Source organism: Arcticibacter tournemirensis (assembly GCF_006716645.1).
In the GTDB taxonomy this organism is placed as follows: Bacteria; Bacteroidota; Bacteroidia; order Sphingobacteriales; family Sphingobacteriaceae; genus Arcticibacter; species Arcticibacter tournemirensis.
Genome location: NZ_VFPL01000001.1, coordinates 4,687,689 through 4,702,823, shown reverse-complemented (window position 1 = coordinate 4,702,823; position 15,135 = coordinate 4,687,689). Strand labels below are relative to the sequence as shown.

The window sequence follows — 15,135 nt, the reverse complement described above, 5'->3', positions numbered from 1 at the left end:
ATTATTATTTTAAAATGAAAACCATCGATAATCTGAATTTCTCAGGGAAAAAGGCGCTGATCCGCGTAGACTTTAATGTACCGCTCGACAAAGATTTTAATATCACGGATGACAACCGTATTCAAGGTGCGCTGCCTACTATAAAGAAGATCCTTGCCGATGGCGGATCTGTAATTTTGATGTCGCATCTCGGAAGGCCAAAAGAAGGACCTACTGAAAAATATTCGCTTAAGCATATTGTAAAACATCTTTCGGGCGTGCTTGGTAAAGATGTTCAGTTTGCAGATGACTGTATCGGCGATCAGGCGAAAGAAAAGGCCGCTGCATTAAAGAACGGAGATGTGCTTCTTCTTGAAAATCTTCGTTTTTATAAAGAAGAAGAAAAAGGGAACGAAGAATTTGCTGAAAAGTTGAGCAAACTGGGTGATGTTTATGTAAACGATGCGTTCGGGACAGCTCACAGGGCCCACGCCTCTACGGCAATCATTGCCAAGTTCTTTCCTGACGCAAAATATTTCGGTTACCTGATGGCCGGTGAGCTTGAAAATGCTGAAAAAGTATTGAATAAAGCTGAAAGACCATTTACTGCTATCATGGGTGGAGCTAAAGTATCAGATAAGATCCTGCTAATCGAACGTTTGTTAGAGAAAGTAGATAACCTGCTGATTGGCGGCGGTATGGCATATACGTTCGCTAAAGCACAAGGCGGAACTATCGGTAAATCTCTTGTAGAAGAAGATAAACTTGATCTTGCTCTAAGCCTGATTGAAAAGGCAAAAAGCCGTGGCGTGAAGCTGATATTGCCGGTTGATTCGGTTATTGCTGACGCTTTTGCTGCTGATGCAAATACCGATGTGGCTAACAATGATAATATTAAAGATGGCTGGATGGGCTTAGATATCGGTCCTGAAGCTGTTAAGTTATACAAAGACGTGGTTGCCAGTTCAAAAACAATTTTATGGAACGGCCCAATGGGCGTTTTTGAAATGGAAAAATTTGAAAACGGAACTAAAGCTGTTGCCGAAGCTGTTGTTGAGGCTACTTCTAAAGGAGCGTTCTCGCTGATTGGAGGAGGTGATTCAGCCGCTGCTGTCGCTAAATTTGGTTTCGAAGATCAGGTTAGCTATGTTTCTACTGGTGGTGGTGCTTTACTTGAATACATGGAAGGTAAAGAGCTTCCCGGGGTGAAGGCAATCAATGAATAAGACACAGGCTTGGTAGCCCGTATTTTATAAATAGATTTAAACGTAAGGCTGGTGCATATTGTGCCAGCCTTATTTTTTATGCTTCTTTTTATATGCTGAAGGGGATACGCCCATTAGCTTGGTAAACAATCTTGAAAAATAGTACGGGTCGTCAAATCCCAGCAGAGCACATATTTCTTTGATGTTCGAATCAGTAAAATAGAGATATTGACACGATTTCTGGATTTTAAGCTGGTTGAAGTAATTGATGGGCGAGGCTCCTGTTTTATGCTTAAAAATTCTCGAATAATGAGATATCGAAATACGTTGTTGCAGCGCCAAGTCCTCTATTGTGAATTTCATGGCAATGTTCTTTTTCATATAAGCTATCGACTGGCTTACAATGTCATTATCGTAAAGGGCGGGATTGATCTCCTTATAGTAAATGAGCGAGGAAATAAAATGTAAAAGATGGATGTTCAATATTTCCATCTCTTTTTCATTATAGCTATGTTCCAGAATATAGCATATCTGCTGAAATTGTTTAATCCTGTTCTCATCATATGGAACGGTATACACATGAGGCTGATCATTTAGTAAAGAGCGGTTATAAATAAATTGGGCCAGGTCTCCACTAAAATGCACCCAATAGATACTCCAGGGATTACTTGTGGAACTTCTATATTTATGTGGGACATTTCTGGGAATGATCAGATAAGTATTGGGATCAATATTATATTGAACGTTGCTGATTGATATGTCACCTTTCCCCTCAATGCAATAGATCAGAATATATTCATTACAGCCCGTTTTTCTTTCTATCCCATGAAGACTCGCTTTAGGGTAGTGACCTATCGCAGTTAAATAGAAACTTTTAATAAGCGGGTTCCTGGCAATATTACGCTTAATATTAGGTGGTAAAACAATCAGCTTTTGCCCGATAAATCCTTCCTTAATTCTTTTTTTCGGCTCTGTAGCTGGATTCATTGATTTTTTTGTCTGAAATGCGAATACTAATCTAACAATTTTTTAATAGAAAACGCATGATGATCTGTGATAATATAATCCATCTTTTTGTAGGATTTATCCATTTAGACAACCTTGAGTGTACATAATTTTACAAAACCGAATTATCCGATAAAAACCAATAATAACTTATACTATGAAACGTGCAAAACTTAAAAGAGTACCAATAGTCTTTGTGTTGGTGCTCCTGTTCTGTCTGCCGCTAAGTACACTGTATTCTCAGGAACTATTGAAGGTCTCAGGACAGGTAAAAGGAAAAGATGACGGCTACCCGATTCCAGGAGTTACAGTCTCGATCAAAGGGAGTAAAACTGCTACGAGTACAGATGGAGACGGACGATTTTCCATCCAGGCACCAAAGGGATCTGTAATGATCTTTACTGCCATAGGTTTTGAAGCCGGGGAGACGCAGGTTTCCACTTCTCAGTTGAACGTAACGTTAATTCCAGTATCGAGCATGCTTTCAGAAGTGACTGTCGTTGGAGTAAGCATGAAAAAGAAGGATCTGACCGGTTCCGTTGGCCATCTTTCGGGAGAAAAGATAAAGGAACTTCCAGTAACCAGTGTAAATCAGGCTATTCAAGGCCGTATTCCTGGTGTTTTGATTCAGAATAATGATCCCCGACCCGGAGGAAATGCAACCATAAAGATAAGAGGTAATAACTCGATTCAATTTGGCTCCAATCCCATTTATGTTGTTGACGGACTGGTTATAGAGGACGGGTTTAATTCGATAAATCCTGACGATATTGCTAGTGTAGACGTTCTAAAGGATGCATCTGCCACTGCTTTATATGGCTCAAGGGGAGCAAATGGGGTTGTTGTGATCACATCTAAGAAGGGAGTAAAGGGAGAGGGGCGGTTTGATTACAACGCCTGGGCCGGATTACAATCATTCACGAGAAATGTTCAGTATCTCAATGCGTCACAAATTGTTGACTTGAGGGTTGACGCCTATGCAAACAAATATATGGACGACAATCCAGGAAGCGACCGACAAGCTTATATTAATTCCTTGCTTGCTACAGGATCCAGTGCTTTTGGTAACGATGAACTGGAAACTTACAAGCAGGGAAAAAGCTATAACTGGCTGGATGAAATTCGCCGGCAAGGGATTCAACAAAATCATGCAGTTGGCTTTTCGAAAGGAACAGAAGAGGGTTCTGTATATGTAAGCCTGAACTATACAAATCAGAAAGGGCTGTTAAAGAATTCCAACTATAAACGTTACGGTGGTCAGGTAAATTTAGATCAGAAAATAAAGAGATGGTTAAAGATTGGAACTAATACCTCCTTTTCACGCACCGAGGAGGGATATATAGACGGAGGTGTGTTTAACATCGCTGCAAATGCAAATCCCCTACTTGCTATAAACGACACTACGAATTACCTAAGCTGGAAAGGTATACAAAGTACGGATCTGTACAATCCGCTACGAAGCTTAAGAATAGATGGTAAGGGAAATCAGAACAGACTTCTTACAACAAATTATATAGTTTTGAATCCTGTTGAGGGATTAAATATCCGTTCAGGCTTTTCAGCAGATATCAGAAATCAAAACTATTATAATTACTTTCCAAGGGATATCGGTCAGTCTTTACGTAACTCAACTAACGGTAGTGCAACTCATAAAAAGGACAACTGGCTGAATTGGCAATGGGATAATTCTATATCATACGATCGAAATTACGGAAGGCATAATTTCTCAGGTTTGGTGAGTTTTGGCCTGACCAGAAATAACTATGACTATAACCAGATCACGGCCTGGGGGTTTGCTACCGACGATTTTTCTTATAAGTATCTCGGAGGAGCCTATCTTAAAGATAAGTTTCAGCTGGCATCCGACTTCGTGACAAATTCCCTGATTAGTTATGTAGCAAGATTGAACTATAGTTATGATAACAAATACTTTGCAACGCTAACTAGTCGCTATGATGGTTCTTCCAGATTTGGAAACGGGAACCGGTGGGGGCTATTTCCCTCTTTAGCCTTAAGCTGGGATATTGGAAAAGAAGAATTCATGCGTAACCTGCGTTTTGATATTCTTAAGGTGCGCGCCGGCTACGGTATTGCCGGCAATCAGAATATTCCTAATTTCGCATACCGTTCATTGTACTGGCCGCAAATCAGTAATAATTCGGTTACCTATGTATCTGACGGCAGGCTTGGGAATGAGAGTCTTCGGTGGGAGAAACAAAAACAATTGAACTTTGGCCTGGATGGTGCGATTCTAAATAACCGACTGTCTTTTAGTGCCGACTATTTTGTTATTCATAACGACGATCTTTTGATGCGGAGGACTCTTTCATCTACCACAGGGTTTTCCAATACGATTGATAATGTAGGATCTCTGCTGAATAAAGGTGTTGAATTCCTTGTAAATATCCAAGCGGTTAAGAAAAAGGAAGTTCAATGGGACTTTAGTTTAAATATATCATCCTATAAGAATAAGATAACGAAACTCTACGGTAATGTCGACGCGATATATAATTTCGGGGGATTTACCGGCGTAGAGATCCAAAGAGAGGGTAACCTGTTTCTGGGAAGATCACTTAATTCTATTTACACTTACCAGTTCGACCGGGTTGCTCAGGAATCAGATATGGAGCGTATCGCCGATATTGATTTCGGAGGACGTACCATAAGGCCGGGTGACATAATACCAATTGATCAAAATGGGGACAGAAAGATTGATGATGCGGACCGTGTAGTAGTGGGCAAAACTGATCCTAAATTTTACGGTGGTTTTTCGTCGAATCTGTTCTATCGAAATCTCTCTCTCAATGCTGTTTTTAACTATAACTACGGAGGCAGGAGAGTCAATTACTTCTACGAAGGCTTGATGGGGGGTACAGGAGAATACGCCGGGGTTGAAGATCAACTTGATAGATGGACCCCTCAGAATACTGATACCGATATACCAAGGGCATATCGCGGAGCTGGCAGATATAGTATTGGCGAAACTGACTATTCTGTTCAAAGTATATCATTTCTCAGGTTAACCGCTCTTACTGTTTCATATGATTTCAAGCAAAATTTTGTAAAAAAGGCGAATCTAAGAAATCTTAAGCTCTATTTTACAACAAGTAATTTGTTTACACTCACGAAGTATAAAGGATACGATCCTGAGGGTGGCGATGGATATCCTACAGCAAGGATGTTTGTAACGGGAATAAATGTTGGTTTCTAATAGAAAGGTTATGAAAAGGAAATATATTGTTATTCTGACTGTATTCATTATAATATTGTCGGGAGCCTGCAAGGATTTTATTGAAGAAGAGCCACAAACTGCTTTGACGGAAGAACAGGTTTTTAAAAGTCTCGATAATATAGAACCCTTGGTTTTGGGTTTGTATACGAGTTGGAGAAATGTAAAAAAAGACCGCGGTGGATTTATGTTTACCCTCGGATCCGACGAAGCTCAGCAAGGAGCATTTCAGGTGATGACGGATGATCGACAAGCGGGATTGGATAGATACAACGGTTTTCTTACTGCAAGCAACACTGCACTGGCGCAACAGTGGGATAGCCGATGGCCTGTGATTTCAACTGCAGCGAAGGTTATTTATTCTCTTCAGTTTAATTCGGAAGATCAAAATCGCAAGGATATGATACTTGGAGAGGCGAGTTTTATAAGAGCAGCTTTAACGTTTGAAATAGCACAGTATTGGGGTGAAATCCCGATTATAGATTTTGAGAAGTTTAAAGAATATGGAACGAGGCGCCAGCCTCTAAACCTCGTTTATAATGCGATCAGGGTCGATCTGGAAAATGCAGTGAGCTTTCTTCCCGACGTTCAACAGGATAAAAGAAGAGCAACAAAAGGGGCCGCTTTATCGCTCCTTGGAAAATTGTATTTATATGCGCCGCAGGAGTCTGGACTGAGAGACTATGCTAAGGCAAAAGAGTGTTTCCAGAAAGTTATAGAGAGTGGAAGATATGCACTGGTGCCAAATTATGCCGATTTGTGGAACCCATCTCGTCCCAATACCACCGAATCTATTTTTGAGTTTCAGTTTAATAATACCTACCCTGATAATAATCAGACGCAGTGGCAAATGGGGTCGAGATCACTCGCCGAGATGGATCAGTATTGTTATTTCGGAGGTTACGATCTGATGGTACCAACCCGGTACTGTTATCAAACGGTCAGCGAGGGCGGATTGTGGGAAGAAGGCGATGTTAGAAAGAACGAAAGTATTCGCTATGACTTTACTTACAAAGGAAGAACTCCTGTGTTGAACCCCACTTTTGGGGGGGATGAATTAGATCCTCACGTAAAAAAGTATGAAGACACGCGGACCGATGGAACCCTTAGCTTTTGGTACTCAGGAAAAAATATCTTTTACCTGCGTTATTCTGATATTCTGCTCTGCTATGCCGAAACATTAAATGAGACCGGGAATACATCTCAGGCGGTCGATGTGGTAAACACAGTGAGGCAAAGAGCGTGGGGCGGCAACCTACCATCAGACAAGAGATGGAATAATGGAATGTCTCAGGTCGATTTCAGGACAAAAATACTTGACGAGCGTATGAGGGAGTTGTGTTTTGAGGGTTGGAGAAGAATGGATTTGATCAGATCTGGAAAGCTGGTAGAGCTTGTAAAGGAGCGCAACAGATGGACAAAGGAGTCAGGTACTATTCAGGCTTTTCATAACAGATACCCGATACCCTTGCAGGAGATCAAACAAAATGACGACATCGCGGATTCGGATCAGAATCCGGGATATCTGAATCAATAAACATAGTTCCGTAAGAGCGGATCAAATTACTATAATGAATTTACAGATTTCCAGCAATTTAGCGATTTCCAGCAAGTCGTGGGGGCAGCATAAAGGAGAAGAATTAGTTCTATTAAAAATTGAGAATAAGGCGGGAGCATATGTGGAACTGACAAATTATGGCGCCTCCGTGGTTTCTATAGTTGTTCCCGATAAACACAATAAGCCGGGGAACGTGGTACTTGGGTTTCCTGGGCCTGAAGGATATGTTGAAGATTCTTGTTATATCGGTGCTACTGTCGGTAGATTCGCTAATCGTATAGCGGGAGCCAGTTTTATGTTGGATGGCATAAGCTGGCAACTGGATAAGAATGAGTACGGCCATTCTAATCATGGCGGGAAAGATGGGTTCAATTCAAAGGTTTTTAAGTTTAGAGTTTCGGAGGATTCCGTGTATTTTAACTTAAAAAGTAACGACGGTGACGGCGGATATCCCGGGAACCTGGATTTTACCGTGAGGTACCAATGGACCGACAATTGCGAACTGCTGATCAGTTATTCAGCTTTTACCGATAAGTTGACGGTAGCCAATTTTACTAATCATTCTTACTTTAATCTCTCTGGTAGGAACACGAAGATAGGTAATCATGAACTGACTGTCTACTCACAAAGAATTTTGGAGTTGAGAACTGACTATATTCCAACGGGCAGGGTTGTTCCGACGGGGGCGCTAACGTTAGACGGAAGAAAAATAAAAGAGAAGCTGCGGAAAAAAGGTAACACCCTTTTAGGAGTAAATCACTACTACATTCTTGATCCTTCAACGGACGGTCATTTGCAGCTTGCCGCCAAATTATCGGAAGAGGAAAGCGGCAGGATGCTTAGGGTTTATACTACTTACCCCGGGTTGATGGTGTATACAGGCGACTTTCTGAAAAGCCGTTTAGCCGGGCATTTACATAGAGCCTACGAGTCGTTCGATGGTCTTTGTCTGGAATGCCAGTACTATCCGGATAGTCCAAATCATCCCGCTTTCCCGTCAACGGCTCTCAATCCTGGCCAATTATATAATCACCAGATTCTGTTCACCTTTAGTCTCGTCTGAAATATGCAGTCCCTTTATCGAAACAATATGAAATTATTATCCCTGTTGTTGCTTCTTGCAGCTTCTTTTAATGTCTGCGCCCAGAAATATGTGTTAAAGTCGCCGGATCAGAAGCTTCGGGTGGAAGTACATGTCGGCGACAGCATTCGTTATAGTGTATTCTTTAAGCAGCAGGAGTTGATCCGTCCTTCAGTTGTCTCCATGGTTTTCGATAACCTCACGCTTGGTGACCAAGCCACAGTGAAGAAGGCTAAGAATCGAAATTATAAATCGGTGATACACCCGCCCTATGGCAAGTCTGCTGAGTTAATTGCTCATTACAATGAACTGCAAATCAGTTTTACGAAGTCGTATTCATTGGTATTCAGGGCTTATAATGAAGGTGTCGCTTATCGCTTTGTTACTGATTTCAAAGACTCTGTGAAGGTGAAGAACGAAATAGCAAGCTTTAAGATCAATGGATCGCCGGGAGCATTTTATCCGGAAACCGGCATCTATACCTCCTGGGAAGTTCCCTATGTAGAGTATAAGTCGGTAAGCGATATAAAAGCTGGTCAGAGGGCTATTACCCCCGCTCTGTTTGCGTATGGGAGTACCGGCATTAAGCTAATGATTGCCGAGGCGGATCTTTTTGCCTACCCCGGTATGTATCTCAGGAAAGAAGCAGAAGCATTTTCCGGTGATTGGGCGGCTTATCCTGCTAAAACTGAAATGGGTAGTTGGGGAAACTTCGTATCAGTAGTGAAGGAAAGGAAAGACTTCATCGCTAAGACTGGGGGTAAGAGGGACTATCCATGGCGCGTCATTATTGCTACAGATAACGATGCAGACCTGCTCACCAATGAACTCATCTACAAGCTCTCGGGGCCATCGGCTGTTAAGGATCAATCATGGATAAAACCGGGAAAAGCAACATGGGAATGGTGGCACGATGCCATGCTGCCGGGAGCGGATATTCCGTCGGGAATGAAAAACAGGAACACAGTCCTTTACAAGTATTATATTGATTTTGCAGCCAGGCATAAGCTCGAATATATCATGATAGATGCCGGATGGTCTAATGTCTATGATCTCAAAAAACCAAACCCGGATGTCGATATTCAAGAGGTGATAGGGTATGGCGCCCGGAAGAAGGTAGCGGTTTTTCTATGGTGTGTTGCAACATCGCTGCTGACCGACCTTGACCAGAACCTGGACTATTTAAAGGGGCTGGGAGCTGCCGGGATTAAAGTCGATTTCTTTGACAGGGACGATCAGGAGGCTATAGAGTGGATGGAAAGAATAGCAAAGGTAGCTGCAGAGAAAAGGCTGATGGTGAACTTTCATGGCTGTGCAAAGCCTGCAGGTTTGCAGCGAAGGTATCCTAATGTTGTCAATTATGAAGCGGTAAGAGGAGCCGAATGCTCAAAATGGGATTACACAGCCAACCCACGGCATCATTTGCTGATTCCCTTTATCCGTATGGCTGCGGGGCCGATGGATTATACTCCCGGGTCGATGAGAAACCGGCAGAAGGAGACATTTAAGCCGGTTGATCCTGGTTTGCCCTTCACTCAGGGCACCCGTTGTCACGAACTGGCGATGTATGTTCTCTACGACCAGCCCTTTGCCATGTTATGTGATTCTCCCACAGAATACGAAAAGTATCAGGATATTATGAAATACCTTTCAGCTGTACCAGTGTCATTTGACGAGACCAGGGTATTAAGCGCCAGGCTTGGAGAATACGCCCTGGTTGCTAAAAGAAAGCAAAAGGAATGGTTTATAGGAGCTATGGCCGACTGGGCGCAAAGAGATCTGAAGGTCGATTTTTCCTTTCTGCCAGATGGTGTGACGCTTACTGCTGAAGTATACAGGGACGGGAAAGACGCTGATAAAAATGCAGAACAATACGAACATACCACGCTGAATGTAAACAATCGTTCTGTAATGGATCTCCATCTGGCGCCGGGTGGTGGTGCTGTGATTTATCTCCATCCTTAAGCTGAAAGAACATGATAAAATTATCCATCTTTTAACGGCTTTAATCTATTGATTTTATAGAAACGGAAAAGCAATTTTGACATTATATCTTTAACAAATGACTAATCAAAAGATAAACTTTAACAACGGTTACATTACAGGTATTTCATTCATTTCCGCATTAGGGGGATATCTTTTCGGGTTTGACTTTGCAGTGATCTCGGGTGCCCTGCCTTTTTTGAGAGATGAATTCGCGCTGACATCTCTATGGGAGGGCTTTCTTACCGGCTCGCTTGGGCTGGGCTGTATTGTGGGATGTCTGTCGGCCGGGAAGATCGCCGACTTATATGGAAGGAGGCCGGGGTTGATGGTGGCTGCACTCATCTTTGCTTTTTCTTCTCTTGGAATGGCTTTTTCTCACAGCCTCACCCTTTTTGTTTCCATGCGTTTTGCCGCGGGAATTGGAGTAGGAATGGCATCGCTATTAAGTCCCATGTATATCGCCGAAATATCGCCAGCGAGTATCAGAGGGCGCAATGTCGCCATTAATCAGCTTACTGTAGTTACCGGTATATTGGTTACCAATCTTGTGAATTATTTCCTTGCGGATATCGGAAACGAGGCCTGGCGGTGGATGTTCGGACTTGGAGCCGTTCCTTCCGCACTCTTTTTTATAGGGGTGATATGGCTTCCTGAAAGTCCGCGCTGGCTGGTCAAAGCCGGCAGGGAAGCGAAAGCAAAACGGGTGCTTGAGAAGATCGGTTCGCAGGGATTTGCCGATTCAACCTTTGCTGATATTGAGCGGTCGTTATCAGGGAATAAGAAACAGTCATTCAGAGCAGTATTTGATAAAGCAGTGCGCCCTGCAATCCTGGTGGGCGTAGTGCTGGCCGCGTTTCAGCAGTTATGCGGCATTAATGTTGTCTTTAACTATACCTCCACTATTTTTGAATCTGTCGGTGCTGATCTCAACCGTCAGCTGTTAGAGACCGTGGCTATAGGTATTGTCAATCTGGTGTTTACGGTGCTGGCCATGTGGCAGGTTGATAAGCTGGGAAGAAGACCTCTGATGCTTGCCGGATCGCTTGGTCTTTCACTTATTTATATAGTGCTGGCCTTTTTACTTCAGAGCCATGCTGCTCCTGGCTTGCTTTCGGTGTTTGTATTGCTGGCTATTGCAATGTATGCTACGTCGCTCGCTCCAGTAACCTGGGTACTCATTTCTGAGATATTTCCCAACCATATCCGCGGGCTTGCTTCTTCTGTAGCGATCCTTTCGCTCTGGGCTTCTTATTTTATCCTGGTATTTACGTTCCCGCTGCTAGCCGAGCGACTCGGAACTTACGGGCCTTTTTACCTATATGCCATAATATGCTTTGAAGGCTTCCTTTTTGTTAAGAAAAAGGTGAAGGAAACCAAGGGAAGAACACTGGAAGAACTTGAAGAAAATCTCATCAGACATTAAATAGATTTATGAATAATATGAATGTAGCCATATGGGAAGAGAAGGTTTCCCTGCCTACTTATGGTATCGGAAAACCCGACAAAAATCCGATGTTCTTTGAAAAGCGCGTATATCAGGGCAGTAGTGGTGTAGTATACCCCAATCCTGTTACCGAAAAGATATTTGATGAAAAACAGGATAAGGAATACACCGGGTTGTTCCTCGAGAACAGATATTTGAAAGTAATGATCCTTCCCGAGCTGGGCGGCCGCATCCAGATGGCTTATGATAAGGTCAAACAAAGACACTTTATCTATTATAACCAGGTGATAAAGCCGGCCCTGGTCGGACTGACGGGCCCCTGGATTTCAGGAGGAATTGAATTTAACTGGCCTCAGCACCATCGCCCAAGTACTTTTGAGCCGGTGGATTATAAACTTGAAGAAAATGCAGATGGCAGCAAAACGGTTTGGGTAAACGAAGTCGAACGTATGTTTGGCACCAAAGCTATGGCTGGATTTACCCTGCATCCAGATAAAGCATACATTGAAATAAAAGCAAAACTTTACAACAGGACTCCGCTTCCCCAAACCTTTTTATGGTGGGCTAACCCTGCAGTGAAAGTAAATGACCATTATCAGTCAGTATTCCCTCCCGATGTAAATGCCGTTTTTGATCATGGAAAACGGGACGTTTCCACTTTTCCTATAGCTACCGGCACCTATTATAAAGTTGATTACTCTCCGGGAACGGATATTTCGATGTATAAGAATATTCCGGTGCCGACTTCATATATGGCGATCAACTCTGACTACGACTTTGTTGGTGGATATGAGCATGATACGCAGGCTGGACTGTTGCATGTTGCCAATCATTATGTTTCGCCGGGCAAGAAGCAATGGACATGGGGGCATAGCGATTTCGGACAGGCATGGGACAGGAATCTTACAGACGAAGACGGCCCTTATATCGAGCTGATGACCGGCATGTTCACCGATAATCAGCCGGATTTTTCGTGGCTTATGCCTTATGAAGAAAAGTCGTTTACACAATATTTTCTGCCTTACAGGGAGCTGGGTATCGTGAAAAATGCCACAAAAGATATTCTCGTTTCAACTAACGTTAGTAAGGGAAGTGTCAGCCTTAAAATATATGTGACTTCTGTGCAGGAAAACGTGACGGTTGTTCTTAAATGTGCCGGAGAAGAGCTATGCCGGGAGACCCTGACTCTGCGGCCTGAAGATGTTCTTGTGCGGGATTTTGAAATCGTTGAAGGCGTTTCGGAAGAGATGATCATCGTTTCTGTGTATTCTGCCTCCGGTAAAGAACTGATATCCTATGATCCGGGACGAAACCGTAATAACGAAATCCCCGAGGCCGCAAAACCGGCACTGCCGCCAGAAGAGGTAGCTTCTGTCGAGCAGCTGTTTTTAACCGGCCAGCATCTGGAACAATACCGTCATGCCACTTATAGCCCGGTGCCTTATTATGAGGAAGCATTACGCAGGGATCCAGCCGATATACGTAACAATAATGCTCTGGGTTTGTGGTACCTGAGGCGTGGGAAGTTTGTAAAGAGCGAAGGATACTTCAGGAAAGCAATTGAAACAAGTACACGACGTAATCCCAATCCTTATGATAGTGAACCGTATTATAACCTCGGTTTGTGTCTGAAGTTCCTTGAAAGGTACGACGACGCATATGGAGCGTTTTATAAATCAGTCTGGAGTAATGCCTGGAAGGACAGCGGGTATTTCTCTCTGGCCCAAATTGACCTGATGAGAGGAGATTTTGAAACAGGACTGGAACATGTCAGTCAGTCTCTCGACAGGAACGCTGCCAATAGTAAAGCCTACGTTCTCAAAGCTGCGATGCAAAGGAAGCTGGGACAATATGAGGCAGCGGTTTTAACTTGTTCTGAAGCCCTCAGGAGAGATGGCTTTAACTTAGCAGCGTTGTTTGAAAAAGCCAACGCTTCGCGATTACTTGCAAAGAATAGAGAAGCGGATGCATGTCTTGCAGAGCTTTTAGTCCTCGCGAGAGATAATGAACAAAACATCATTACTTATGCACTGGACTATGCCTCTGCCGGTTTATATGACGAAGCTGCAAGCCTATTGTCCTATGCAATAAAGGAAGAAGGCACAGGTCCAATGGTATACTATAGCCTGGGATGGTTTTTCTATAAGTCAGGCGAGATTGATAAAGCCGGCGATGCATTCCGTAAAGCTCTACTAGCAAATCCTTATCTGTGTTTCCCTAACCGCCTAGAGGAGATTATTATATTGAGGACCGCGATAGAGACGAATCCCCTTGACGCAAAGGCTCCTTATTATCTTGGTAATCTGTTTTATGATAAGAGGCAGTATAACGAAGCTATGTCCTTATGGCGGCTTTCTTCTGAGCTTGATCCGTCTTTTGCTACAGTATGGAGAAATTTAGGCATTGCAACATTCAACAAGGCCGGCGATCAGGAGGCAGCACAGCAATGCTATGAGAGAGCATTTGAACTTGACCCATCAGATGCAAGAGTATTGATGGAACTTGATCAGCTCTATAAGCGGCTGAACCGAACACCGGAACAGCGTCTGGCATTTCTGGATGATAATTTGAATGTGGTCATAGAAAGGGATGACCTTTACCTGGAAAGGGTAGCGCTTTATAATTTTATAGGCGAGAACAAGATAGCATTAAGCCTGCTAACTGAAAGAAAGTTCCATCCGTGGGAGGGAGGAGAAGGGAAGGTTTCAGGCCAGTATGTTTATAGCCTGGTACAGATGGCGGTTGGCGCTATTTATTCCGGCAATTTCGAAAAAGCATTGGAGTTGCTTGAACAGGCACAGAAATATCCGCATAATCTGGGAGAAGGTAAACTGTTCGGTGCGCAGGAGAACGATATTTTTTATTGGATGGGTTGTGCATTTGAAGGACTCGGACTGGAGCAAAGAGCCACGGAGTTTTATTTAAAAGCGACCCAGGGTTTGTCAGAGCCTTCAGCGGCGATGTTTTACAACGATCAGCAACCTGATAAAATATTTTATCAGGGACTGGCATGGAGAAAGCTTGGCAACGAAAAGCAAGCTGGCGAAATATTTAATAAACTTATAGCATACGGCAGCCAGCATCTTGCTGATCATGTGAAAATTGACTATTTCGCAGTTTCGCTGCCTGATCTTCTGATATTTGAAGATAACCTTGACACCCGGAATGTAATTCATTGCAGCTTTATAAAAGGTCTCGGATATCTTGGGAACGGAGACTATGAGCTGGCCCGCAATGAATTTGAAATCGCTCTTTCGATGGATGCTGTGCACTTTGGTTCCAGAACCCATTTAAAAATGGCAACCGATCTGCTTGAGAAGGCTGGATAGAATAATCCGGTACACGTGATAATATCGTACTCACTAAAAAGGCTGTTTTTTAATAATAAAAGCGGCCTTTTTAGTATCGGGAGCGTCTGAAAGTGCAGCACTACAGATGTAGCAGCGAATCCGGCAGATTTACCTGGCAATTTTCGAAATGAGAATATTGTCCATTTTTTTTAATATATCATCCATTTTATATAAACACTCCGTACTCTACATTTACGATAGTTATTAACCGCATAAACTTAATATATGAATCTATTTTACATTAATAATCTAAGGAGCCGTCCCGCGGACTAATCCCGGGAGGTGAGAACGAAAGGAT

General features: G+C 43.0%; 8 protein-coding genes. 7 read left to right on the top strand and 1 reads right to left on the bottom strand.

The window, feature by feature from the left end:
* Positions 1–14 precede the first annotated feature (14 nt).
* Entirely contained in the window at positions 15–1,205 is a 1,191-nt protein-coding gene (locus BDE36_RS19535) for a phosphoglycerate kinase (RefSeq protein WP_141816200.1), read from the top strand.
* A gap of 69 nt (positions 1,206–1,274) precedes the next feature.
* On the opposite strand, the gene BDE36_RS19530 is transcribed toward BDE36_RS19535, so the two are convergent.
* Complete coding sequence (locus BDE36_RS19530; protein ID WP_128768469.1) at positions 1,275–2,171, bottom strand: AraC family transcriptional regulator; 897 nt, start codon at positions 2,169–2,171, stop codon at positions 1,275–1,277.
* Between the two features lie 175 nt (positions 2,172–2,346).
* Here BDE36_RS19530 and BDE36_RS19525 point away from each other — a divergent pair, with 175 nt between their 5' ends.
* The 6 genes from BDE36_RS19525 (at position 2,347) to BDE36_RS19500 (ending at position 14,816) form a co-directional block, all read left to right on the top strand.
* On the top strand, positions 2,347–5,400 hold the full coding sequence (locus BDE36_RS19525) for a SusC/RagA family TonB-linked outer membrane protein (protein WP_202616837.1): 3,054 nt from the start codon (positions 2,347–2,349) through the stop codon (positions 5,398–5,400).
* Between the two features lie 10 nt (positions 5,401–5,410).
* Positions 5,411–6,955, top strand: a complete 1,545-nt coding sequence (locus tag BDE36_RS19520) for a RagB/SusD family nutrient uptake outer membrane protein (protein WP_128768468.1) — start codon at positions 5,411–5,413, stop codon at positions 6,953–6,955.
* Positions 6,956–6,989: 34 nt separating this feature from the next.
* Positions 6,990–8,039 (top strand): aldose epimerase family protein, encoded by a 1,050-nt coding sequence (locus BDE36_RS19515; RefSeq protein ID WP_141816199.1) that lies wholly within the window; start codon positions 6,990–6,992, stop codon positions 8,037–8,039.
* A gap of 27 nt (positions 8,040–8,066) precedes the next feature.
* Positions 8,067–10,022 carry a glycoside hydrolase family 97 protein gene (locus tag BDE36_RS19510; protein WP_161987724.1) on the top strand — a complete coding sequence of 652 codons (1,956 nt, stop codon included), beginning with the start codon at positions 8,067–8,069 and terminating at the stop codon, positions 10,020–10,022.
* A gap of 97 nt (positions 10,023–10,119) precedes the next feature.
* A complete protein-coding gene (locus tag BDE36_RS19505; RefSeq protein ID WP_141816197.1) occupies positions 10,120–11,466 on the top strand; it encodes a sugar porter family MFS transporter in 1,347 nt (448 codons plus the stop codon).
* Between the two features lie 8 nt (positions 11,467–11,474).
* On the top strand, positions 11,475–14,816 hold the full coding sequence (locus BDE36_RS19500) for a DUF5107 domain-containing protein (RefSeq protein ID WP_141816196.1): 3,342 nt from the start codon (positions 11,475–11,477) through the stop codon (positions 14,814–14,816).
* Positions 14,817–15,135 lie beyond the last annotated feature (319 nt).